27 protein-coding genes and 1 pseudogene are annotated in these 24594 nt (G+C 36.0%); 18 read left to right on the plus strand and 10 right to left on the minus strand.

Features of this window, described 5'->3' with window-relative positions; translation table 11 throughout:
• Positions 1-12: 12 nt before the first annotated feature.
• From ACLBXA_RS11560 to phnA, 4 genes are all read left to right on the plus strand, one after another.
• A complete protein-coding gene (locus ACLBXA_RS11560) occupies positions 13-1671 on the plus strand; it encodes an outer membrane protein assembly factor BamB family protein (RefSeq protein ID WP_447617219.1) in 1659 nt (552 codons plus the stop codon).
• Positions 1672-1969: 298 nt separating this feature from the next.
• Positions 1970-2767, plus strand: coding sequence for a DUF2628 domain-containing protein (locus ACLBXA_RS11565; RefSeq protein ID WP_003280627.1), 798 nt, complete (start codon positions 1970-1972; stop codon positions 2765-2767).
• Between the two features lie 70 nt (positions 2768-2837).
• Positions 2838-3119: a hypothetical protein gene (locus ACLBXA_RS11570; protein ID WP_000622252.1), complete on the plus strand. Its 282-nt coding sequence runs from the start codon at positions 2838-2840 to the stop codon at positions 3117-3119.
• A gap of 159 nt (positions 3120-3278) precedes the next feature.
• Positions 3279-3620: an alkylphosphonate utilization operon protein PhnA gene (gene phnA, locus ACLBXA_RS11575; protein WP_000212735.1), complete on the plus strand. Its 342-nt coding sequence runs from the start codon at positions 3279-3281 to the stop codon at positions 3618-3620.
• 221 nt (positions 3621-3841) lie between these two features.
• Here phnA and ACLBXA_RS11580 read toward each other — a convergent pair whose 3' ends face one another.
• The 4 genes from ACLBXA_RS11580 to ACLBXA_RS11595 form a co-directional block, all read right to left on the minus strand.
• On the minus strand, positions 3842-4639 hold the full coding sequence (locus ACLBXA_RS11580) for an ABC transporter permease (protein WP_447617220.1): 798 nt from the start codon (positions 4637-4639) through the stop codon (positions 3842-3844).
• Positions 4623-5282, minus strand: coding sequence for an ABC transporter ATP-binding protein (locus ACLBXA_RS11585; protein ID WP_000470267.1), 660 nt, complete (start codon positions 5280-5282; stop codon positions 4623-4625). The genes ACLBXA_RS11580 and ACLBXA_RS11585 overlap by 17 nt, the downstream gene beginning before the upstream one ends.
• A gap of 54 nt (positions 5283-5336) precedes the next feature.
• Complete coding sequence (locus ACLBXA_RS11590; RefSeq protein ID WP_141403422.1) at positions 5337-5510, minus strand: aspartyl-phosphate phosphatase Spo0E family protein; 174 nt, start codon at positions 5508-5510, stop codon at positions 5337-5339.
• A gap of 233 nt (positions 5511-5743) precedes the next feature.
• Complete coding sequence (locus ACLBXA_RS11595) at positions 5744-6814, minus strand: NAD(P)/FAD-dependent oxidoreductase (RefSeq protein ID WP_000682066.1); 1071 nt, start codon at positions 6812-6814, stop codon at positions 5744-5746.
• Between the two features lie 352 nt (positions 6815-7166).
• On the opposite strand from ACLBXA_RS11595, the gene ACLBXA_RS11600 reads away from it, so the two are divergent.
• The 3 genes from ACLBXA_RS11600 to ACLBXA_RS11610 all read left to right on the plus strand — a co-directional run bounded on the left by ACLBXA_RS11600 (position 7167) and on the right by ACLBXA_RS11610 (position 8906).
• Positions 7167-7406: a YuzB family protein gene (locus ACLBXA_RS11600; RefSeq protein WP_000595025.1), complete on the plus strand. Its 240-nt coding sequence runs from the start codon at positions 7167-7169 to the stop codon at positions 7404-7406.
• A 238-nt stretch (positions 7407-7644) separates the two neighbouring features.
• On the plus strand, positions 7645-8511 hold the full coding sequence (gene dapF / locus ACLBXA_RS11605; RefSeq protein WP_000077409.1) for a diaminopimelate epimerase: 867 nt from the start codon (positions 7645-7647) through the stop codon (positions 8509-8511).
• 41 nt (positions 8512-8552) lie between these two features.
• Positions 8553-8906: a HesB/IscA family protein gene (locus ACLBXA_RS11610; protein ID WP_000573830.1), complete on the plus strand. Its 354-nt coding sequence runs from the start codon at positions 8553-8555 to the stop codon at positions 8904-8906.
• Positions 8907-9011: 105 nt separating this feature from the next.
• Here the strand turns inward: ACLBXA_RS11610 and ACLBXA_RS11615 are convergent, their stop codons facing one another.
• Positions 9012-9575 (minus strand): GNAT family N-acetyltransferase, encoded by a 564-nt coding sequence (locus tag ACLBXA_RS11615; RefSeq protein ID WP_447617221.1) that lies wholly within the window; start codon positions 9573-9575, stop codon positions 9012-9014.
• Between the two features lie 422 nt (positions 9576-9997).
• Here ACLBXA_RS11615 and ACLBXA_RS11620 point away from each other — a divergent pair.
• The 4 genes and pseudogenes from ACLBXA_RS11620 to ACLBXA_RS11635 form a co-directional block, all read left to right on the plus strand.
• A pseudogene (locus ACLBXA_RS11620) lies at positions 9998-10075 on the plus strand (hypothetical protein); the annotation flags it as partial.
• 479 nt (positions 10076-10554) lie between these two features.
• Positions 10555-11379, plus strand: a complete 825-nt coding sequence (locus ACLBXA_RS11625) for a hypothetical protein (protein WP_079246073.1) — start codon at positions 10555-10557, stop codon at positions 11377-11379.
• Between the two features lie 402 nt (positions 11380-11781).
• Entirely contained in the window at positions 11782-11967 is a 186-nt protein-coding gene (locus ACLBXA_RS11630) for a methyltransferase (protein ID WP_002083726.1), read from the plus strand.
• Positions 11968-12072: 105 nt separating this feature from the next.
• Complete coding sequence (locus ACLBXA_RS11635; RefSeq protein WP_000833121.1) at positions 12073-12426, plus strand: YxeA family protein; 354 nt, start codon at positions 12073-12075, stop codon at positions 12424-12426.
• Positions 12427-12456: 30 nt separating this feature from the next.
• Here the strand turns inward: ACLBXA_RS11635 and ACLBXA_RS11640 are convergent, their stop codons facing one another.
• Entirely contained in the window at positions 12457-12918 is a 462-nt protein-coding gene (locus ACLBXA_RS11640) for a DUF523 domain-containing protein (RefSeq protein ID WP_081144094.1), read from the minus strand.
• Between the two features lie 80 nt (positions 12919-12998).
• On the opposite strand from ACLBXA_RS11640, the gene ACLBXA_RS11645 reads away from it, so the two are divergent.
• The gene (locus ACLBXA_RS11645) at positions 12999-13880 is read left to right on the plus strand and encodes a helix-turn-helix domain-containing protein (RefSeq protein ID WP_081144095.1); all 882 of its coding nucleotides are present in this window, start codon (positions 12999-13001) and stop codon (positions 13878-13880) included.
• 17 nt (positions 13881-13897) lie between these two features.
• Here the strand turns inward: ACLBXA_RS11645 and ACLBXA_RS11650 are convergent, their stop codons facing one another.
• From ACLBXA_RS11650 to ACLBXA_RS11660, 3 genes are all read right to left on the minus strand, one after another.
• On the minus strand, positions 13898-15145 hold the full coding sequence (locus ACLBXA_RS11650) for an MFS transporter (protein WP_000391930.1): 1248 nt from the start codon (positions 15143-15145) through the stop codon (positions 13898-13900).
• A gap of 228 nt (positions 15146-15373) precedes the next feature.
• A complete protein-coding gene (locus ACLBXA_RS11655) occupies positions 15374-15850 on the minus strand; it encodes a GyrI-like domain-containing protein (protein WP_000662574.1) in 477 nt (158 codons plus the stop codon).
• Between the two features lie 125 nt (positions 15851-15975).
• The gene (locus tag ACLBXA_RS11660; protein WP_000829785.1) at positions 15976-16965 is read right to left on the minus strand and encodes an NAD(P)/FAD-dependent oxidoreductase; all 990 of its coding nucleotides are present in this window, start codon (positions 16963-16965) and stop codon (positions 15976-15978) included.
• Between the two features lie 461 nt (positions 16966-17426).
• On the opposite strand from ACLBXA_RS11660, the gene ACLBXA_RS11665 reads away from it, so the two are divergent.
• From ACLBXA_RS11665 to pepA, 5 genes are all read left to right on the plus strand, one after another.
• Positions 17427-18635 (plus strand): NAD(P)/FAD-dependent oxidoreductase, encoded by a 1209-nt coding sequence (locus ACLBXA_RS11665; RefSeq protein WP_000856602.1) that lies wholly within the window; start codon positions 17427-17429, stop codon positions 18633-18635.
• Between the two features lie 123 nt (positions 18636-18758).
• Positions 18759-19265 (plus strand): NUDIX hydrolase, encoded by a 507-nt coding sequence (locus ACLBXA_RS11670; RefSeq protein ID WP_000415307.1) that lies wholly within the window; start codon positions 18759-18761, stop codon positions 19263-19265.
• A complete protein-coding gene (locus ACLBXA_RS11675; RefSeq protein WP_000027012.1) occupies positions 19262-19579 on the plus strand; it encodes a YuiB family protein in 318 nt (105 codons plus the stop codon). Before ACLBXA_RS11670 ends, ACLBXA_RS11675 begins: the two co-directional genes overlap by 4 nt.
• Before the next feature lie 86 nt (positions 19580-19665).
• Positions 19666-20292 (plus strand): 3D domain-containing protein, encoded by a 627-nt coding sequence (locus tag ACLBXA_RS11680; RefSeq protein ID WP_000920103.1) that lies wholly within the window; start codon positions 19666-19668, stop codon positions 20290-20292.
• A gap of 145 nt (positions 20293-20437) precedes the next feature.
• Positions 20438-21922: a cytosol aminopeptidase gene (gene pepA / locus ACLBXA_RS11685; RefSeq protein ID WP_000487966.1), complete on the plus strand. Its 1485-nt coding sequence runs from the start codon at positions 20438-20440 to the stop codon at positions 21920-21922.
• Between the two features lie 181 nt (positions 21923-22103).
• On the opposite strand, the gene cdaS is transcribed toward pepA, so the two are convergent.
• Positions 22104-22709 carry a sporulation-specific diadenylate cyclase CdaS gene (cdaS, locus tag ACLBXA_RS11690; protein ID WP_447617222.1) on the minus strand — a complete coding sequence of 202 codons (606 nt, stop codon included), beginning with the start codon at positions 22707-22709 and terminating at the stop codon, positions 22104-22106.
• A 143-nt stretch (positions 22710-22852) separates the two neighbouring features.
• Here cdaS and ACLBXA_RS11695 point away from each other — a divergent pair, with 143 nt between their 5' ends.
• The gene (locus tag ACLBXA_RS11695) at positions 22853-24577 is read left to right on the plus strand and encodes a phospho-sugar mutase (protein ID WP_001104214.1); all 1725 of its coding nucleotides are present in this window, start codon (positions 22853-22855) and stop codon (positions 24575-24577) included.
• Positions 24578-24594 lie beyond the last annotated feature (17 nt).

Genomic DNA, 24594 nt, shown 5'->3' on the forward strand with positions numbered 1-24594 from the left:
AGGGAGAAAATAATGAAAAAGTTTCAAATCGAACTAAATAAACTGCCAACAGAAAATGTCGGAGAAATAGTACTTAGTATAGATGAGAGTATTGTATTTCAAGAAAAGACGGACATAATAGACCCGATTTGTCAGTTGTTTGATGCTTGTATCGAGGTTTTTAAATATGATGACGCTACAATTTTCTTAAATGAATATGAAAAAAAGATGGAATTTAAGAAGAAAGATGGGGAGTTTCTCATTATTAATCAGAGAGGCAAGAAGTTAGCTAGTGTTGATAGCGAGCAATTTTTACGAGTACTCTTTTCGTTTCTTAAAAAGGAGATAGGGCAGATTTACATGAGTGGAGTTGATTCTTTTCGAATCAAAGATGCTTACCATAGAATGTTAGGAATTGATCCATTTGTTCCTAAACTTGTAAATGGAAATGATGAAATTATGTATCGAACTTATCATTCTACAAGTGACAAGTATGAATTAAAATGGAAGTATTTAAAAGGGAGAGAGGTTGACCCGATATTTATTCCGGTACTATCTCATGATAAGAAGAGTATCTTTTATGTAGAGGGAAATAACCACAGAATTCGTAAACTCGATAGTGAAACGAAAGAAGAAATTTGGCAGTGCCATATTCCAATAGTAGAAGATTGTAATTGCATAACTGTGAATGGTGTCACAATTATTTGGCATGCGAATCGATTTGGAGAAAGTATGGCGAAATTGTACGCTATTTCATCAAGTTGTGGGGAGCTTCTATGGGATTTAGAAATAGAAGGGCATATTATACAAGATGTAAAAACTACGGGAGAAGAGTTACCACGTTTACTAGTTATTACACAAGAAGGCTACAATGTTTTATTAGAGCTTGAAAGTGGAGTGAAATTATGGGAAAAGAATGTCCGAGTCGGGGGAGAAATGGCGCAGTGTCATCTTGGCTCAGATTACTATGTGTTAGCAGGAAATTCTTTTGATGAAGATGGGGAAGCTGATGTATATAGTAACGTTGCAATTGCCATTCAATTATTAGACGCTTCTACACTATGGAAACAAATGATGGAAGATTGTAATCCAAATGAACCAGTTACTTTAACTAATGAACATTTTATATGTGTAGCAATAGATTCATTACAAAAGTGGGAATATGGAAAAGAAGGTTGTAACTTAATTTTTGAAAAAGTCTTTGATGAGGTACAGTATTCTTACATTGCATCAATGGAATCAAAAATACTATTAACAAGAACTGAGTATGAATATGAAGATGTAAGTAGACAAATACAATGTTATGACCATAAGAGCGGTCAAAAATTATATGAAGTAAATATGCCTTTTGAAATTGAATTACCTCCATTTCTTACTGGAGAGATGATGGTATTGTCCTTAGGAGAAGGCAGAATTTGCGGTATTAATATTCAAACAGGTAAAGTGATTTGGAACAATACGACTCTACATGATGTTACAAAGGTTCTGTTATATAAAGATGGAGAAATTTACATTGCTACTTCAAATTTAGAATTAATCATACTTGATGCTGAATGTGGCGAAGTGAAAGATATAATTAAACTCCCTAAAAATGTTGTTGTAATAGATTTTATTGTATCAATTGAGGAAGTTAATAATGGACTATTCATTAGTTGTGTAAGTGGAAATATGTTTGAAATAGTAGAAGGCTAATTTGTGAGTTTTCTTAAGTCGAGATGTTTGTTTTAAAATAGTAGTATATATTCACTAAAAAAGATGTATAAAAATGATTTTGATGCATCCTTTTAGTGAATATATAAAATAATTAACTTGGTGTATTAAAGGTATGATACATGATTATTTTAATATATTTAAAAGTAAAATGAAATAAGAAACAGATAATTGTCGGAATATATTCGATTTCCGTTCATTTTTATGAAATATGTGTACTTTTTGTTAGATTCCTTTATTTTGTACATATACAATAAATGTATATAGAAATAAGAAAAGGATGATGTACGTGAAGGACACTGTTTTACAAGAAACAATTTCTCAGCAAGAATTACATAAAGTTGTTCAAAAAAATACAGCTTATTATGATTTTAAGTGGGGTAAAGTAGAAAATCCTGCGCAAGGGAATACATGGAATTGGGTAGCCTTTTTCTTCCCAACCTTTTGGTTAGCTTATCGTAAAATGTATAAGTTATTTATTATATTTGCGTTATTGGCTATACCTAGTATAGTTATACCCCCTTTTATAGATATTCCAGATGGGATTTATGTAACATTTAGTTTAGCTCTTCAATTAGGAATGATGATATTTACTGGATGGCAAGGAAACCGTTTATATTATAAGCATGCTGTTCGTGTTTTTCGTAAGGGAGAAGATGCGTCTGATCATGAGAAGGCGTATTTCTTACAATCAAAGGGCGGCGTTAGTGTAGCTGGTATGATTGGTTTACAGATTATAGTCGGGATTGTGTTTGGTTTAGCTGCGTTAGGGCTGTCCTTTTTACCAACTGAGCCGAATATTAAAAACGTTGTTCGTTCAAGTGATGAAGGGGTTACTTTAGAGATTATGACTGATAATCCAACTTGGAAGTTTGTGAAGAAAGAAAAAGAGTATGACGTAGTAGAGTTTACTGGTTATGATTATACAGAGAAGAAAAATGTGAAAATTAAATTTGCTGTTTATTTCGATGAAGATTATTTCGAGTGGCAAGAGGTATATGAAAATAATAAGAAGTTAAGTGAAGAAGAAGTAGAAGAATATCAAATTTATATTGAAGAAAATAATTGGGGTTTCTAGAGGGAACTCGTTCATTTTGAAAAGAAGAATCTTGTGAAGATTCTTCTTTTGTTTATTAGGGGAGAGAGAAATGATTTCAGCATTAATAGAAGCTCTAATAGGATCTATTAGTTTAGGTACGGGTTTACACACGAAAAAGATTGATGCTAACATACTTTATTTGCAGCAGTATGAGTGGTTTCGAATGATGTATGAAGACGAGAAGTATCAAAAGTTATTTATTACGAACTACAAAGTTCGCTCATATTTACAAAGTAAGCTGAGAGTTCGATTGCTGGTAAAAAATAAAAATGCACAACGAAGATTTTTAAAATTAGTAGAAGAGCAAATGGAAAAAAGGCATACGAATTGAAATTTTGTAAAATACAATAAAAAATGAGAATTTGAGGTAGGGTTGTCAATAACGTGAGACTATGGCACTATAAAGAAATGCTATACAAATTTTATTTATCGAGATGTAAACATCAATTTTGATTTTTACGTATAAATAATGAACGGAGGAAATGAATTTATGGCTACTTTACCAAATTGTCCAAAATGTAATTCAGAATATACGTATGAGGATGGCGTTCTTTTCGTATGTCCAGAATGTGCTCATGAGTGGGGCCAAGACGCAGAAGCTGAAAATAATGATGGTGCAAAAGTTGTAAAAGATGCGAACGGAAACGTTCTTCAAGATGGCGACGCTGTTACTGTTATTAAAGATTTAAAAGTAAAAGGAACTTCTTCAGTTGTGAAGATCGGTACGAAAGTAAAGAGTATCCGTCTAGTTGATGGCGATCACGATATCGATTGTAAAATCGACGGTTTCGGAGCTATGAAGTTAAAATCACAGTTCGTTAAGAAGGCGTAAGACAATAAAAAGAGGGGGCGAATAGCCTCCTCTTTTTATTATGTCACTTTTTGTCGGTAAATCGATATTTCGTGCAAAATCGTTGATATATTCTAAGTTATGATAGATATATTTGAAAAATCGTTGATATATTGCAAGTTATGATAGATATATTGAAAAAATCGTTGATATAATTTCACTCACCGAGAACAGGGCATCATTTACTGAGCGAAAGTTACGATTCACTTCGCATCATAGTCAACCTCTTTCAACTGACATCGCTTATTAAAGAACGTTTTATATCCAAGCTGTAAAAAGGTAATGACAGCGAAAGCGGTACTTCCTGAAATACCGAGTATGATAGCGATTTGATATTGAATGGCTGTGAATGGTGATACACCGGATAATATTTGACCAGTCATCATGCCTGGTAAGCTTATAATTCCCATTCCGACCATAGAATTAATTGTTGGTAAAATAGCAGAATCAAAAGTGTCTCGAATGAGCGGAGCAGCTGCTTCTTTCGGTGTTGCGCCGAGCATAAGTGCACCTTCAATTTGACCTCTTTGCGATTTCATATTGTTTAAGAACGTATTTGCGCCGAGAGAAACACCAGTCATGGCATTACCGACTAACATTCCCGTAATAGGGACGATATATTGCGGAGCATACCAAGGGTCATGACCGATAATAACAAAGATAAATAGTAGAAGTGGCCCAATTGATCCAGCGACCATGGAAAGGGCGGCTACTCGTTTTAATTCTTTAGACATTGGGATATTAACTCGTTTATAAATATTAAAAATTGCAAAGGTAGTAATAGAAGTAATGAGAGCAATTGTATAAAATGGATTACTGTTTTCAAATACGTATGTAAGGACATATGCAACAAGTACGAGCTGAATCGTCATACGGAATGTTGCGAGCGCGATTTGTTTTTCACGAGGTATTCCTTTTAATTTTACAAGTCCAATTAAGATAAGGATAAAAATATAGGCAGCCGCCAGTTGCCAAATTTGGAGTTCAATAACGCCCTTCAATAGAGAGCACTTCCTTTCTAGTTGCACCGTTTGTTTTACTAATTTCAATAATGTCGTCTGCAATTTCTTTTGGAAGTTGTTGCGAGTGTGTGATGAAGATAACTGTTTTTTTCTTTTTTCGTGCTAGTTCAGTAAATTGTTTCATAACGCGGCGTTCTGTATCATTGTCTAGTGCTGAAGTGGGTTCATCTAATAAATAGACAGGCGGATCCATAAGTACAATACGAGCAAAGGCAAGTCTTTGTTTTTCACCGCCGGATAATGAGGAGGCGCTATCTTCTAATTGCTTGTCTAAGCTAACGGTTTGTAATGCACTCCGCAGGGCATCATCATTTGGAAATGGTTTTTCAGAAAGACGAAGTCCCGTTAATAGGTTTTCTTTAACGGTTCCATCAAAAATAGGTGGAGTTTGCCCAAGCATAACTACGTCACGACGTAATTGAATAGGCGGATAATCAGAAATTAACTTTCCGTTATATTCAATTGTACCGGATGTTGGAGATTGTAAATCGTTTAACATGCGAAGCAATGTGCTTTTTCCACTTCCACTTTCACCGATAATGCAAGTGATTTTTTCATTTTGAATCTGTAAATAAGGAATGTGTAGGATATCTTTATATATAACGTCTTTTAATATAAACATAAATCGCTCCTTTCTGATTCTATTTATATCGTATCAAAAAAGGGAGGATAAGGGTTATAAAGAGCAACGTTTTTTCTTCATCTTGAGTTTTATTAATAAGTTAAGTAAACGATCTAATTCTTGGCTGAAAGAAATCACTTTATTATGAGTTAATCCGTATCGTTCACCGAGATAGATTAACTCTTTCTTTTTCGCTTCTATTCGATTGTTTAGTTTCGATAAGTTCATAAGTTGAATGTAATGCCTCCTACAAAAGTATTTATCACATAAAAAATAAGACCGAATGAATTCGGTCTTAAAGGAAATAATAAGACAACTTACAAATAGCATACACTGTTTATCAATAGTTTTTAATATAAAAATGAAAAATAAATCATTATACATATTGAGAAAGATGTGTCTGATAATTTTTAAAAACTGATGCAAAGAGGCTGTCTACATAGTAGACAGCCTGTAAGATATTAACCCTTATGATATTTGTACATCCAAAGTAGACCGGATTTTAATAATCTTGGTACACGTCCCATTAATGGTTGGTTTGCAAGTAAACCGAAGCCATGCTTCTTACCAAGAGAGCCGAGAACACCTTTTAATTTGATTATAGGTAGTTCGTCAGGAAGTGGTTCATTGTTCCAACGTTTTAATAATATTTGGACAATTTGCTCTCCTTGACCTTCAGCAAGTTGGGCAGATGGAGCGTGTGGAAGTGCTGCGCAATCTCCTACAACATACACGTGCTCGTTATTTGGAATATTATGATATTTAGTTAAGACAACCCGTCCGCTACCATCTTGTTCAACTGGAAGGTTTCGAACAACTTCATTTGCTTGAATACCAGCTGTCCAGACGATTGCATCACATTCAAGTGGTTCATCGTGGTTATACACAATATTTGGTTCCACTTTTGTAATGTTAGAGTTTCTTATAATAGTAACTTTATGTTTTACGAACCATTCTTCTACGTATCTACTTAATTTCTCTGGATACGGGAATAAAATTCTATCTTTTCGATCAAATAAATAGATTTTTAAATCAGAACGGCTTTCGCGAAGTTCACTGGCAACTTCCACACCACTTAAGCCAGCGCCAACGACAGCTACTGTTGCATTTGGTTCTAGACTATTTAATTGTTCATATGTCTTACGTGTTTGTTCAATCGATTGTAGGCTATGTGTATATTCTTTCGCCCCAGGAACGTTATGATATTTATCCTCACAGCCAAGACCGATAATTAAATCATCATATTGGATCGCTTCGCCGCCATCGAGATGAACAGCTTTTTCTTCGAGATCAATATTTGTTATTGTGCCGTATTGAATATTGAGTCGTGGGTGCTCGGGAAACGGTATACGAATATGTGTTTCTGAAATAGTACCCGCAACTAATGCATAATATTCAGTTTTGAAGCAATGATATGGTACTTTGTCGATTAATGTCACTTGTACATCATCTGGAAGTTGGTTGCTTGGAAGTAGCCTTTGTAGAATTCTCATTCCACCGTAGCCGCCACCTAGTATTACGAGGTGTTTCATGATGGATTACCCCTTTTCTGTTGAAATATCCCCTAATCATAAAATTTTATATTAATAAAATATTTTGACTTTACTCAATCAAATTATATCGAATTTGTGAACAAATAACAATGCATGAATGAATACTCTGTTGTACAATAAGAAGAAAAGTAAAGTAAACTGTTTTGCCTTTTTAGTTACTATTTTATTGCAAGTAGCATGTTATATAAAATAAAACCATCTACTTTGAAGTGAAATAGTGAAGTAACTAAATAGTTTAGGATGTATAACGAAAACAACAAGAGACAGCTTAGTTTTCTTCTTATAGATGGAGTCAGAAGGTAATTTGTTTTGTAGTACAGGGGGGAGAATTTTGATTAAACCATTAATTGAATTTTGTGTAGGTAACCTTGCAAGTGGTTCACAAGCAGCTTTAGAGAAATTAGAAAAAGATCCGAATTTAGATGTAATGGAGTATGGTTGTTTAGGATATTGTGGCATTTGTTTTGAAGGACCGTTTGCACTTGTAAATGGTGAAGTTGTACAAGGTGCTACAGTAGAAGAACTGGTCAATAATGTATATGATTATTTGGATGAAAATCCAATGTTTTAAGGTGGTGCAATCAGCAGCACCTTTTTCATTAGATAAAATGTTATTTCGTAGGGGAGTTTAATACTATAGATAAATAAAAAAAGGCCCTTTTTAGAAGGGCTTTTTTCTTACACAATGTGTGTAAGAGTGGCTCATCGCCAAACGTTGTCAAATATGAGAAACGGGGGACATTCATATTGTGTTCTAAAAGCATGCATTCTATACTTAAAATAACAAATTATTTTTGGAGTGAATATAAATGAGCCAATTTTCTTTTACAAAAATGCATGGTCTTGGCAATAGTTATATATATGTAAATATGTTTGAAGAACAAATTCCTGAAGAAGATTTAGTTCTTGTGGCGGAAAAGGTTTCAAATATTAATACTGGTATTGGAGCAGATGGGATGATTTTAATTTGTCCATCTGACGTAGCTCCGGTGAAAATGCGCATGTTTAATAATGATGGTTCAGAAGGAAAGAGTTGTGGTAACGGTTTACGATGCGTAGCGAAATATGCGTATGAGCATAAACTAGTAGAAGAAACAGTTTTCACAATTGAAACGTTAGCTGGTATTGTAACAGCGGAAGTAACGGTAGAAGAAGGGAAAGTTACATTAGCGAAAATCGATATGGGAGCACCGCGTTTAACACGTGCAGAAATACCGATGCTTGGTGAAGGTGAAACACCATTTATTCGTGAAAACTTCTTATACAATAATCATCGCTATGCATTTACAGCTGTTTCAATGGGGAATCCGCATGCGGTTATTTTTGTTGATGATGTAGAGCAAGCACCTCTTACAACACTTGGTCCAGTCCTGGAGACACATGAAATGTTCCCAGAGCGAGTAAATGTTGAATTCATCGAGATTTTGAATGATGCAGAGATGAATTTCCGCGTTTGGGAACGTGGATCTGGTGTAACGCAAGCTTGCGGAACAGGAGCGTGCGCTGCAGTTGTCGCTGCTATTTTAAATGGAAAGATGGAACGTGGTAAGGAAATTACAGTCCATTTAGCTGGCGGCGATTTAATGATTGCTTGGACTGAAGAAGGAAACGTGTTGATGAAAGGGCCTGCGGAAGTAATTTGCCGCGGAGTGTATGAGTACAAGATAGAAGCGTAAAGATGTATAATAGAATGAGAACAGAAAGGATGGTGTATTTCATGATTGAAGTAACAGAACAAGCAGCTTTTCAAATTAAAGATATGTTAAAAGATGCTGAAGATGGAGAGAAGTACGTGCGCCTTGCTGTACACGGCGGCGGATGTACTGGCCTTTCTTACGGCTTAGGATTTGAAGTAGAACCAAAAGAAGACGACACAGTTCTTGAGTTTTTCGGTGTTGAATTTGTTATCGATACAGAAAGTGCTCCAATTGTTAAAGGAGTAAAAATTGATTATAAACAATCGATGCTTGGCGGCGGATTCACAATCGACAATCCAAACGCAATCGCATCATGCGGATGCGGATCATCTTTCCGTACAGCGACGAATGCTGGTAAGCCAGAAGAGTGCTAAGTTTTTAGCCGAAATAGAAAAAGACCTTTTTAGCGATGGAATAAAATCGTTAAGGAGGTCTTTTCTTTTGCCGTAAAAGCCCGATTACCAAGGCTAATCAATATTTCACTTTAGTTTTGCATAGATGCAAGTATCAGTTAGTTGTTTGCCGTCAGATGAAAAATCTTCATTACGTAATATCCCTTCAAGTTCAAAGCCTAGTTTTTCAGGGAGTGCACGACTTTTCGTGTTATTACATTCACATCGTATTTCAATCCTTCTAAATTTGAATAACTGAAATCCAAGGTTTGTTAACGCACTTACTGTTTCTGTCATATATCCACTGCCACTAAATTGCGTGTTAATCCAGTATCCAATTTCACATTTAGAAACCTTCCAATCAATTCGATGAAGGCTAGCTGTTCCAACAAAATCATTCGTCTCTTTATGATAGATAAGATAGCGAAAGCTTTCTCTTTTCAAAAAATCTATATGCGCATTTCTCAGAAGAATTTCCGTTTCTTCAACAGTAGGAATGGACTGGAATAAAGACAACCATGGCTTTAATTCACGAATTGAATCTTTAATAGCTTCATGTACTACATTCCCTTCACCTGCTTGAAGTGGTGCTCGAAGAATGAGTCTGTCTGTTTCTATTTGTAACGGAACATCTAATAAAATAGGATTCATATTATTTCTCCTCTCGAAACCTTTAAATTATGACAGAATGAAACTTATATCATAAAAAAACTTTCACCCAAAAGAAATAATTCTTGAGGACGAGAGTCGCAATTTATAATAAATGAATTGAAAAATACTTTATCTCACTAATAGAAAATCACGTCACAGCATCACTATTAGTTATTATAGAACTGTGTGAAGTACAGGAATATAGTAAAGCTTATCTTCCCATAAAGGAACCTCTCAAAAACGAGTAAACAATAAATATATATTCAATTCATCATTTAGAAATCCCTTTTCACATATTGAAAACTAAACTATCAGTTGGTACAGCAGCATTAGGTTGTTAAACTAATGCATATGTTAATTGAATAAGGAATTATTATTTTTTAACCTGCTTTAAATTGAACGCATAATTCAAGATTGATTATCTATACACAATCGCATCATGCAGATTTGGATCATCTTTCCGTACAGCGACGAATGCTGGTAAGCCAGAAGAGTGCTAAGTTTTTAGCCAAAATAGGAAAGACCTTTTTAGCGATAGAATAAAATCGTTAGGAAGGTCTTTTATTTTGGCGTTAAAACAGAAAATGCATGTAAAGTTACTTTAGAATTTAATTTAAATGTTATTATATATGGGATATATGATTAATCGAGTTTCATATTGTTCGTTTTAAGATAAGATTATGCAACAGAAATGTAAATGAATAGGAGAAATATACTATTTATTAGTTATATTTAATGTTAATATTTGTAACGAAGATGATTGGTGACCATGTTTGGATTAGCTGTAGCTGCATCGGTTATGACTAATAGGTAGATTTATTCCATAAAAGCCCGATTGGTGAGGGCTGATTAAAGTTTCACTTTATATAAAAAAGGTGCATGAGGGAGAAGGCTATAGCAAATTGTATAGAACTGAATAGTTCCGTATTAATTAAAATACGTTGATTACTAAATATTAAAAAATACCGGGGGGATTAGAGTGAAGTCATTTAAGAGAGTACTTATAGTAGGGATGGCGTTGACTACAGTATCGATTTTGGGAGCTTGTTCTAGCGATACAGACGTATTAACAAAAGTAGGAGTAAAGCAACCAGCGAAGGCGGAAGGTGACGTACTAAAAGAACAGAAGAAAACACCTATGACTACGAGTAAACGTGAAAGTATTAAAAATGAGGACGCTCCATCATCACAGAAGCGTTACATTTCTCATGATGAATCTAAAAAGATTGAGGAAGGTATGATGTATACGGATATTCTTAATACGATTGACTACGGTGGTGAGAACATAAAACATTATAATAACAATGAAAAACGCGTATTTTATACTGAAAAAGATACGGATGGTACATATGAAATTATGGTTGAATTAAATACATATGGTTACGTTGTGAATATTGAACGTACTGCTATAAAGGATACAGAGAAAGATACAGAGAAAGATACAGAGAAAGATACAGAGAAAGATACAGAGAAAGATACAGAGAAAGGTAAAGAGAATCGGGTATCTACGAAACGTATTGAAGAGCCTGTAAAGGAATATGAAGAAAAAAACGATCGTGTACCGTGGTATAAAGATGTAAATAACAATTCGGCAGCAGTAAGTTACAATCACTATTTGAAAATCAAAAAAGGTATGCCTGCGAATCAGGTAAAAGCTGCAATTGGACAGCCACATGTGATTGAGAAATATAAATCTTATTCAGTATATGACTATACTGGTTATGGTGGAGAAGGATCATTACGTGTAATCTTTGAACCGAATGGAACTGTTACGGATGTAGTGGAAGACGGTTTACCACGATAATAAATTAGTTACGGGAAGAGTTGTAGTAAAGTTTTCGTTGATTTTATAAAGTTTTTGGGAGCATACCCGAATATAGATGGAAAGTGTTTTTATTAGCCATGTTAACTATAGTATCAGTATTTACCGAAGTTTCTTCCAAATTCAATAGCGTTATTGTGGATGTTGTTGTCGTATTATTCTTGTTGGTATATATCGCAGTAGGACAGCGGTTGTAACTGAACGTAAGAGGACGCGTAGTAGCAGCTTCCTTTTGAAAGAAGGAGGAAAATATGATGGAGGATATTCTTGAATTCATAGGGAGATACGTAATTAAACCTATTATTAGTTTAGTGAGATATCTTGTAATAGAGATTATAATTGAGGGCATAATAGAAGGCGTAATAAACGGTATAAGGAAATTACGTGATAAGTGGCGAAATTGGCGTGAAAGACGTTATTGGCGGTAGTGTAGGTGATGAGTGTGCGAAACAAAAACGTTATACAGAAGTTATGAAGAAGTTTAATGAAATAATAGAAAACGACTTGCATTTAGAATCTGTACTCGTTCCAATTGGTGATGGAATGACGATTTCTAAAGTGAAGAAATAATTATTATCTTACAAAAGTGTAATGTTCATGTCATGTTTTTGAATTTCTTCTTTAAGCTCTGCGCTTTAAGATAAGAATATAAGAAAAACATATGAGGTGAAGGAAATGAAAAGATACATTGCACTATTTAGTATTTTAGTTGTATTTGCAAGTCTGTTAGTTGGTTGTGATATTAATCGTTTAGGAAAAGATGAGTATTATCTTCAAATTAAAGCTGATGGAATTGAAAAAAATGAGAAGTTTGATAACGGAGAGCCACATAAATATTTCGAGTATAAATTAAAAGGATTCGATAAAGGTGGAGAAGAAAAAGAATTGGAATTCACAGCACAAAAAAACCTTCGTAAAGAAGCATTCCTACGCGTATACAACTCAGATAAAAAAGGTGTAACAGCTTGGGAAGAAGTGAAGAAAGACGAGCTTCCAGCGAAAGTGAAAGAAAAATTAGGCGTGAAATAAGACAGATAGAAAAGGAATTGACGAACAGGGTCAATTCCTTTTTTTGCTTTCAAATTCTTCTTCTGAAAAGACTTTAAATCCGTATCTTTTAAATAAAGCAGTAGTTACCCCGTAACCAGTTTGCTTATTACCGTTAAATTCTCCAGTATAAATCGTAGAACTACCACAAGATGGACTACGTTCCTTTAAAATAATATATTCTGGTTGTAAATTTTTAATTTGTTCTAATGCTTTATAAGCGCCATTTACGAAAGCTTCTGTGACATCTTCACCATCTTTTGTCATCACTTTCGCTTTTCCGTCCAAAACGTCGTCGCCATTCCCGCCAATAATTTCAGCGGAAGGACGAGGCGTTGGTAGTCCCCCTAATACTTCAGGACACATGAGGACGGTATCTTCTTTTTGCAGAAGCTCCTCTATTTTTGAAACGAGATTGTCATTTCCGTCATATCGACAAGCGATACCACCTAAACAAGCGCTAATTACGATCATATTTTCATCTCCATTAAAAAAATATTAAATTCCACGCCAAATTCTCTTCCTGCCTCTTACTTATAAATGAGGTGATATAAATGGGAAGCTTATATAATTTAATGAAACCATATAGTGAATTTCGAAGTAAAGAAGAGTTTAATACATATCAAAAACAAGTTTTGAAGTGCTACCGATTTCAATTGAATAAAACTGATTCTATCATTATTCATTTTTTAGGAAAGTATGCGGTGAATGAGAAACAAAAAACAGTAGGAGTCGCCTGTCCGTTAATGGAGACGATTGCGAAGAATGTTGGAAAGAGTATTCGTACAGTACGCCGTTCAATTGCAAAGTTAGAGGGACTAGGAATTATAAAGCGTGTTGCAACAAAAGAAAGACATAAGCGCGGCGGGTATAGTGCGAATTTATATATTTTTCTTATATCTGCAATTGACCGCATGGATGACCGTATGAAAATGTCCGCTTGTAAAAGTGAGGATTATGCAGCTGGCTGTAGCGGAAAGGAACAAGAAAACGAGTGGGAAACAATTCTTTCTAAAAACATTCCACAAATAAAAGAGAAAAGAAAAATAACGTACGAGCTTGATGAGACGTATTGCCGTCATGATATACCGAAGCCTTTTATATACGCACTTCTGCCGATGACGAGTAATCCGAAGAAGATTAATATATTTTGGAGTAAGGTAGAACTTGCATATAAAAAGAGCGGATTGCTAGAGCAAGGTGTTTTACTAGAGCAAATATTAGCTGATGAAGAAGTGTATGGAAATTTCATTTGGCGAGTGAAGAGTGTCGTGAGAGCTTATAAATACGGGGAAATCCGTAAAAATGTGAAGGCACTTTTATATAGTACAGTGCGAGATTTATTTTTAGAGGTTGGATTAGAATGGGGAGCAGCACTGAGAAGAAGTAAGGGGATAGCGTTATTTGATCCATTTAAAAAGGAGCCATGCGTATAATACATGACTCCAAGTAGCTAGTCGAACTTTCTTACAACTGGAACACGAATCGCTACAAATAGTACGAAGACGATAACAGCAATTGCACCGCTTTTCATAACGGTTACGATTGGAATTCCCAGTGCAAGTGCGATTGATGTGAATGCATAAGAGAGCGGGATAAAGCCCATTGATGATAGCATAAGTAAGCTCATTACGCGTCCCATCATTTCCTCTTTTACTGTCGATTGAATCATCGCCATAAGCGGAACGATAGCCATTGCAATTGTAATACCATAAAACATGCCGGCTAATAGTGCTTGCCAAAGTACGGTGCTAAAGTTGATGGCTAAGAAGAATACACCAGACAATAGCATCATGATAATACAAAAAAGACCGCGCCTACGATTAATATTTCTTAAACCGACAATGACAGCACCGATTGCCATTCCGCCGCCTACAGATGCTTCTAAGTAACTAAACTGGAGTGAATCACCATGCAGCACGTTTTTAACAAAAAGCGGGAAACCAACTTGCATCGGGCCGATCAAAAATAAGTTTAAAAAGGCGCTACAAATAAGGAAAGTTGAAAGGAATGGTGATTCCTTTACATATAAGATTCCTTCTTTAATGGAAGTGAACATACCTTTATCCGTATCTTTTAGTTCTGGCATCGTAAATTGTATTTTTTGAACGAGTATGGCCGCGACAATCAGTAATAAAATTGTAATAGAAAATATTGTCTCGTAGTTTGTGAATTTGATAAGAATTCCGCCAAGTACAGGGCCTAAGATGACCGATGCTTGGTTCGTCATTTGTGTAAGTGAATTCGCTTGTGTTAACCGGCTTTTTTCTACCAATTCCGGTAAGATAGATCCATCTGCTGACCAGAAGAAAGCATCGGCAAGTCCAAAGAATAAAGCGAATAAAGCAAATGTATATAGTGTTACATCACCAACGATAAACCATGTGAGAATGGTTGCAACAAGAATCGCTCGAATAATATTGGAGTAAAACATAATGTTTTTTTTCGGGAATTTATCAGCTACAGCGCCGCCGATAATCATAAAAATAAGCCTTGGAACACTAAGAGCTACGAAAACAACACCGAGTGAAGCTTCAAGGTTTAATGTTTTTGCTATGTACCACGTTTGTGAAAAAGTAAAAAAGGCTAAAGCAAAGCTTGAAAAAAGAGTAGCTGCCCAAAGAAAAAGGAAATTCGTATTTTTTAATAACGGTTTTCCGCTTCCTTCTAAAGCAGTTTTATTTTGTTGTAGTTCCTCCATATTGCTTCCTTTCTATGTGACAAATTTAAACTAAAAAAACAGTAAACGCCCGATTGGTGAGGGCTAATACTCAATGAGAGATGTCCCTCGCTGATTATAGTTTCACTTTATACAGTTTCTAATATTTCTATACTGCACTTTCTCATTGTAGACAATAATAATGAATTTGCACAGTGGCTATTTAACGACAAAAAAGAAGATACCAAATGGTATCTTCTTTTTTGTCGTTCAGGCTAATGCAATATAAATATCCAATTGTACGTTGGTTGGATCTGTTGCTTTTTCATCATAAAGCTCAAAGTCTGTTGTAAAAGCACGTTTATTTTCTTTCGACCATTTCCAAATATATTCCCAAGCTTCGCAAACGACTTCAGCAACTGGTCCCTTTCTCGTTGTAAATACCGCATACGTAGCGGCGGGTATTGTTAAAGTTGTCATATTTTCAGGAACTTCTTTTAGTGAAGAAACGGGCATACCGATTGTAAATGTATATGTACCAGTTTCATCTGATTCGTAGTTGGAGTAGAAAGCGAGTGTTTCTTTCGTTTGTTGATTTGGGATGTGATGCATCATTTGTTCTTGAAAGTATCGGTTCCAGAGCTCGGGAATTTTTCCTTCAGTAGATGCTTCTTTTTCATTAGTCGTCGTAACCGAAACGCCGATTGCTTGGAAAGCTTCTTTTTTTACGATAATAGGTTCTTTCATCTTTAAAATATCCCCCTTATTAAATAGAACGTTTGTTCTGTTTTATTGTAACATATTTTGGAAGGATACGGTAGCACAATAATAAAAAACTCCTTCGCGTAAAAGGAGTTCTTTTCATTGCTATATTAAAACATACTTGAGCTATGCATCGGTTGAAGTTTTGCATTTGGATCGAAGTAAGCTTTTGCATTGTTTACTGCTGTCGGTGCTTCGCCAAATCCACAAGCGATAAGTTTTACTTTTCCTTCATATGTACAAATGTCACCAGCAGCGTAAATGCCAGGAATATTCGTTTCCATTTTTGAATTCACAAGGATGCTATTTTTTTGTATATCTAAGCCCCAGTTTTTAATTGGACCAAGAGAAGAAACGAAGCCGTAGTTTACAATTACGTCATCAACATCGATGATAACTTTTTCTTCAGTTTTTACGTGCTGAAGAACGACTTGTTCAATTTTGTCATCACCAATGAGTTCAACTGGAACATACGGTGTACTTACTTCTGCACGAGAATTCATTAAGTTTTCGACGCTATGTTCATGTGCACGGAATTTATCACGGCGATGAACGATTGTAACTTTTTCAGCAATCGGTTCTAACATCATCGTCCAGTCTACTGCGGAGTCGCCACCGCCAAATACTACGACGCGCTTGCCAGCAAATTTATTCATATCATCAACGAAATAATGTAAGTTTTTCTTTTCGTATTTTGCTGTACCTTCTAATTCTAAGCGGCGTGGTTGGAAAGCACCATTGCCGGCAGTAATGATGACTGATTTAGAATAGTGAGTTTGTTTATTCGTAACAAGTTTAAATATACCATCAGCTTGTTTTTCAAGCGTATCAACCGCTTCTTCTAAGCAAACGGTTGGATCAAATTTCTTCATTTGCTCTTTTAAGTTATCGACTAATTCTTGTGCACGCACTTTTGGAAATCCAGCCACATCATAAATGTATTTTTCAGGGTAGAGTGCGGATAATTGTCCTCCAAGTTGAGGTAAGCTTTCAATGATTTTTACACTTGCTTGTCTCATACCGCCATAAAATGCTGTGAACAGTCCCGTTGGACCACCACCAATAATTGTTATGTCGTAAACTTTTTGATTTTCTGCCACTTTCATTCCCCCTATAGATGGAATTTTGATATTGATTTCATATATTGTTCATATGTACACGAAAATCCTGCAAATGATGACACTTTCAAATAAATGATAGCATATTTGAGTTCATAATACTTCTGAAAACGACTGAATTGTGTGTAAGTTTTCGCATAGGTTCTTTTTTATTGTATAAAATATACAGAAAGGAAAATACATGAAAAAAAGGCTGAAAAACCCTTGAAAACGCTATGTTATTTTAAAATATTGATAATTCGCCAGATGCTTGAATTCTGGAATAAAACCGACTAATATAGGGAAGTATTATGTTAAATTTCTATGACAAAATTCGTACGATTTTTTGACTGCGTTTTGTTATGATATAGAATGTGATAAATTCCACATTCTTGACAAATAGAGTTTTTAGTACTTGGTATTATTTCTCATTACTATTATATAAAGAAAAGGGTTGTGATTTGGTGAAGACTCCAAAAATCGTAGTTTTAGGTGCAGGTTATGGCGGGATGATTACGACTGTTCGTCTGCAAAAAGCATTATCTGTAAATGAAGCTGAAATTACGTTAGTAAACAACAACAGCTATCACTACCAAGCGACTTGGTTACACGAGAGCGCAGCTGGTACATTACAAGATGAAAAAATCTGTCTAGATATTCAAGACGTTATTGATACAAATAAAGTGAACTTTGTACAAGACACAGTAGTAGAAATTAAAGCTGCTGAAAAACGTATTATCTTAAAAGACGGCGAGTTAGAGTATGACTACTTAGTAATCGGTCTTGGTTTCGAATCAGAAACATTCGGAATTACAGGATTAAAAGAGCATGCATTCTCAATCGCTAACATTAATGCAACTCGTGAAATTCGTGAGCATATGGAAGCTAGTTTCGCTAAATATGCAGATGAGAAGCGCGATGAGTTAGTAACAATCGTTGTTGGTGGTGCTGGATTTACTGGTATCGAGTACGTAGGTGAGCTTGCAAACCGTGTTCCTGAACTTTGCAAACAGTACAATGTACCACGTGAAAAAGCACGTATCATTTGTGTAGAAGCGGCTCCAACAGCACTTCCAGGTTTCGATCCAGCATTAGTAGAATACGCTGTAAAACAACTTGAGAAAAAAGGCGTAGAATTCCGCATCGGTACAGCAATTAAAGAAGCAACTGAAGAAGGAATTATCGTTGCAAATGGCGATGATACGGAATTAATTAAGTCTGAAACAGTAGTTTGGGCTGCAGGTGTTCGTGGTAATGGTATTGTAGAAGAGTCTGGCTTTGAAGCAATGCGCGGACGTGTAAAAGTTGATGAGTACATGCACGCTCCAGGATACGAAGAGGTATTCATGGTTGGTGATGCCGCGTTAATTATTAACGAAGAAATTAACCGTCCATACCCACCAACAGCACAAATTGCAATTCAACAAGGTTACAACATTGCACACAACTTAACTGTATTAGTTCGTGGCAAGGGCGAAATGAAAAAATTCGCATTCGATAATAAAGGATCTGTATGTTCTTTAGGTCATGACGATGCAATGGGTGTTGTTATGGGTAAAAAGTTAACAGGTTGGAAAGCTTCCTTCATGAAGAAAGTAATCGATAACCGCTACCTGTTCTTATTAGGTGGACCTTTATTAGTTCTTAAAAAAGGTAAATTAAAGTTCTTTTAATATATAGTAGAAAAAGCAGAAACGGCTAAGCGCTGTTTCTGCTTTTTTCATATTAAAAATATAGTATAATATATAAAAAAGAAAGAATATTCTGTCCGTTATGATGGAGGAGGTTATTACATCATGGAGAAACGAGGGAAGGTATGGCTAGCTGTTAGCGGTCTAGTAGCTACAAAAGATGGCAGGTGGCTATTCGTTAAGAAGAAATACAGTGGATTAAAAGGGAAATGGTCTTTACCGGCTGGTTTTGTAAATGAAGGTGAGACAGTTGATGAAGCTGTGAAACGCGAAGTGTTAGAAGAGACAGGCATTGTCGCTCATGTGAAGGGGATCATTGGTGTTCGATCGGGTGTTATTCGTGATGAAATTAGTGATAATATGATTATTTTCCTTTTGGAGCCTGAAGGAGAAAATATTATTGTACAGGAGAAAGAATTGTCTGAAGTGGCGTTCTTACATCCAGATAAGATTGCGGACGATCCGAATACGTCTGTACTTATTAAATATTTGTTAGAAGGAAGATCAGAACTACATCTTGAAGTGGACAAAACATTAAATCCAGGAGAATCATTTGGTTATACAGCTTATCACGTATTTACGGCACGTGCGAAGGAGAGGGAAAAAGAGTGAGTATACCGGTACTACTTATTTCAATGATGTTATTCTTTATTTTGTTCTTTGGAATTGGATTTTTACTCAACATGATTTTGCGGGCTACATGGGTAATGGTTATTGTGTATCCGATTGTTTGTATGCTTATTATTAATAAAGCGAGTATGTGGGATTATTTTTCAAAGCCGAAAGAAACATTTTCTTCATTTGGGACAAGTGTATCGCACTTAGGACAAGCAGACTTATTTATTCTATCTACTGGATTAGTAGGGGCTGCTTTAGCAGGAGTCGTAATCAAGAAACTTCGGAAAAGCGGATATCAAATGTTTTAATCTCCAATTCATTTGGAGATTATTTTTTTGCATATTCCTTCATCGTATAGGGAATGATTAACGATGAAGGAGTGTGGAATATAAAAATGTTAAAACGATATTGTATTCGCATTATGATGACTTGTTTACTTGCAATTGCATTATGCGTAACATGGAATGCTTTCACAGGAGTTTCTCTATTAGAGATTGTAAAGAAATATGAGGGAACGAGTGCAAAAGAAGTACATGCAGCAGAAGTTAAGAGAAATGTTGCTCCGAGTAAAGAAGTGATAAATGCTTTAGAGCAGGCAAACGACTGGTCTAAATATCGTTCAATTGAAATGACTGCAACAGGTTATACATCGGGGATTGAGTCAACTGGTAAGAGGCCAGGGCATCCAGAGTATGGTATTACATATTCAGGTGTTAAAGTGAAAAGGGATTTATATTCCACAATTGCTGCGGACTTACGCGTATTCCCGATTGGAACGATTCTCTTCGTGCCAGGTTACGGGTATGGTGTAGTAGCTGATAAGGGCGGTGCAATAAAAGGAAACCGTCTTGATCTATATTATGATACGGTGAAAGATGTTTATAGCCAATGGGGTAAGAAAAAAGTAAATGTGTATGTAGTAAAAGTAGGAAATGGTAAGTTTACAGAAGAAGAGTTAACGATGTTAAATCAAGACGAAACGATGCAAGTGTTTCGTGGTCAATATTTAAAACAAAGATAGTCTAGTTGTAATTACACTAGACTTTTTTTCTTGGCTTATTTCATAATAGAGGAGATTTTACACGTCATATAACTGTAGTTGGAATTGTCGCATTTTATAGAAAATAAAGTTATAATGGTGGTAGAGAAATTTAGGGGGTCTGAACATGTTTCAAGTACAAAAAGAATTAGCAGGTCATGAAGTAGTGATTGTTGCTCTATTTGAAGAAGAGAAAATGAGTAGTTTTGTACAAGAACTGGACAAAGCGTTTGAAGGACAATTACAAGTTTTACTAGAAGAGAAAGAATTATCTACGAAGAAAAAGGCCATTTCGAAAGTACATAGCTTAGGAAAAACAAATGTGAAACGTTATTACTTTGTTGGTTTAGGCAAGAAAGAGTCTTACACGACAGAAACGTTACGTGCGGCTCTTGGAAAAGCGTTTAAAACATTACAAGTAGCAAAAGTACAAGATGCAGCGATCTTACTTGATTCTTTCGTAACAGAGAAATTAGATGCGATTGATGTAGCTCATATTGCAGCAGAAGTACAAGGCCTTGGTACATATGAGTTACAAACGTATAAATCAGATAAAAAGGATCGTGAAGAGTTAGAGAAGTTCACGGCTATTACAGCGGAAGATGCACAAGAAATTGAAGCCGCATTAACAGTTGGCTACGTACATGGACGTGCAACAAACTCGGCTCGTACACTTGTAAATATGCCGCCAAACGTATTAACAGCGACAAAGCTTGCTGAGTATGCTGTTGAGTTAGCGGAGAAGTATGATATGGACTATAAAGTTCTTGAGAAAGAAGAGATGGAAGATCTTGGTATGGGTGCATTACTTGCAGTAAACCAAGGTAGTGTAGAGCCACCAAAAATGATCGCTCTTATTTATAAAGGAAAAGAAGAGTGGACGGATGTCATTGGATTCGTTGGAAAAGGTATTACATACGATACAGGTGGTTATTCTTTAAAACCACGTGAAGGCATGGTTGGTATGAAAGGTGATATGGGCGGTGCAGCTGCTGTATTAGGTGCGATGGAAATTATCGGAGAACTGCGCCCAGAACAAAATGTGATCGCTGTTATTCCTTCAACTGATAACGTTGTAAGTGGTACGGCATTTAAGCCAGACGATGTAATCACATCTATGAGCGGAAAGACAATTGAAGTATTAAATACGGATGCAGAAGGTCGTCTAGCTTTAGCTGATGGTATTACGTATGCGAAAAAACTTGGTGCAAACTACCTTGTTGATGTTGCAACATTAACAGGCGGTGTAATTGTTGCACTTGGAAACTATACGACAGGCGCAATGACAAATAATGAAGAGTTATTTGAGCAAGTGCTAGAGGCTTCTATGGAAACAGATGAGCCAATTTGGCAACTACCGATTTTTGATCGTGATAAAGAACGTGTGAGAAACAGTAAGTTTGCTGATTTAAATAACTCACCAGGCCGTGAAGGACATGCGGTTATGGCAGGTACATTCCTAGGCGAATTCGCTGAAGATACACCGTGGGTACACTTAGATATCGCTGGAACATCAGAAACAAAAGGCGCGCACGACTTAGGTCCAGCTGGAGCAACTGGTGCAATGGTACGTACACTTGCAACACTTGTGGAGCGTTTCGGAGAAGAATAAGAGTATAAGTGAAGACTGTTCCAATATTTTGGAACAGTCTTCTTTTTTATAGGTTTGTTTATCTAGCTATTTGCCGGGCAGTAAGACCCTCACCTCAAAAATTCAGCGGAAGCAAAGAAGTTAAGTGTGGATCGAGCTGCTCGTAAACTCTTGATTGGTGAGGGCTGATTAAAGTTTCACTTTATAAAGAAATCGTATACAAAATCCCATTTAAGGCAAAAGAAGTACGGCCCGTTTCTTCAGAGACAACTAATATAAGTGCATCACTCTTTTCTGATAAGCCAATTGCAGCTCTGTGCCGTGTTCCCAGCTCAGGATCAACTTCTGTACTTTTCGTTAAAGGAAGAATATTAGCAGCTGAGACAATATGATTATTTTTTACGAGAACGGCACCGTCATGAAGAGGGTTACCTGGATAAAATATTGATTCGAGTAATGGTGCAGTTAAGTGAGCGTTTAATGTCGTTCCAGTTTGAAGGAAAGCTTCAAGCGTCTCGTTTCGTTCCACAACGATAAGAGCACCATGTTTTCTGACGCTTAAATGTTGGATAGCTGTTGTAATAAAAGATGAACTTTCCGTATAAGGTGATAAATATGCCTGAATATAGTATGTAGCTGCCAATGTTTGTACATTTGCCAACATATGATGAATATCTTCCATTTTGCATAAAATGCATTCATCTTCTTTATCGATTGCGTTCCTCATAATCGATAGTTCTCTTTCAGCAATTTCAATCATTTGCTTTGTTTGTATTTTGAGCTCTTCTGACAAGCCCCATTCGTGCATAATCCTCATTCCCTTTAGTGGAGTATTTAACAATAGTGTATACAAATATTCCTAGTAAAATCCTGCTAGATTTTATAAAATATTGAGATACGGCATGTTTTTTTCATATAATAAAGGTATGACGAGCGAGAGGAGAGAGAAGAATGAATTGGAAACAAGAATTTAGTCGCTGGCTTTCTTACGCACAATTAGATGCAGAATTAAAAGAACAGCTAGAAAACATGAAGCAAGATGAGAAGAAAATCGAGGATAGCTTTTATAAAAACCTAGAGTTCGGCACAGGTGGTATGCGTGGTGAACTTGGTGCTGGTACGAACCGTTTAAACGTATATACAGTTCGTAAAGCAACAAAAGGATTAGCAAGCTTTATTGAAAAGTTAGGTGAGGAAGCGAAAAAACGAGGTGTTGTTGTAGCCTATGATTCTCGTCATAAATCACCTGAGTTTGCAATGGAAGTCGCTGCTACACTTGGTGCACGTGGTATCACAACATATGTGTTTGAAAGCTTACGTCCAACGCCAGTACTTTCTTTCGCAGTTCGTCATTTACATACAGTAAGTGGAATCGTTCTTACGGCAAGCCATAATCCGCCTGAATATAACGGATACAAAGTATACGGTGAAGATGGTGGACAGTTGCCGCCAAAAGAAGCGGATGAGTTAATTAGCTACGTAGATGCAATAGAAGATGAATTAACAGTTGAAGTCGCTGATGTAGAGCAATTAAAAGCTGACGGTTTATTACATATTATTGGACAAGAAGTAGATGATGCATATGCTGCAGAATTGAACAATGTCATCATTAATAAAGAAATGGTGGAAAAGGCCGGCAAAGACTTAAAAATCGTCTTTACACCATTACACGGAACATCAAATATTTCTGTACGCCGTGGTTTAGAAGAAGTTGGATTTACAGATGTAACAGTTGTAAAAGAGCAAGAGTTACCAGATCCAAACTTCTCTACAGTAAAATCACCGAACCCAGAAGAGCACGCCGCGTTTGAGTATGCAATTCGTGACGGTGAAAAGGTAGGCGCAGATGTATTAATCGCAACTGATCCTGACGCAGATCGCCTTGGTGTAGCTGTTCGTAATCATAATGGTGAGTTCCAAGTATTAACAGGTAACCAAACAGGTGCATTAATGCTTGATTACTTACTATCTCAAAAGAAAGAAAACGGAATACTTCCAGAGAACGGTGTCGTATTAAAAACAATCGTAACGTCTGAAATTGGCCGTACAATTGCAAAAGCATACGGTTTAGATACAGTTGATACGTTAACTGGATTTAAATTTATCGGTGAGAAAATTAGACAGTATGAAGAAAGCGGACAATACGAATTCCAATTCGGTTATGAGGAAAGCTATGGTTATTTAATCCGTCCATTCTGCCGTGATAAAGATGCAGTACAATCTGTCCTATTTGCATGTGAAGTAGCTGCATACTACAAATCACAAGGGAAAACGTTATATGATGGTCTATTAGAAGTATTTGAGAAGTATGGTTTCTTCCGTGAAGACCTTGTATCGTTAACGTTAAAAGGAAAAGATGGAGCGGAACAAATCCAAGAGATGATGGCGACGTTCCGTGAGAATCCTCCGAAAGAAGTAGCAGGCTTAACAGTCGTAGCAGTTGAAGATTATAAAGCAAGCATCATTACATCTTTACAAGATGGACATAAAGAAGAGATTCACTTACCGAAATCAAATGTGTTAAAATATCAATTAGAGGATGGTTCATGGTTCTGCCTACGTCCATCTGGAACTGAACCGAAGATTAAGTTCTACTTCGGTGTACAAGATAGTTCTTTACAAAATAGTGAACAAAAGTTACTTACTATTAAAGAAGACATTATGAATCGTTTATAATACAAAGTAATTTTAAG

The organism is Bacillus sp. D48C (assembly GCF_053345735.1).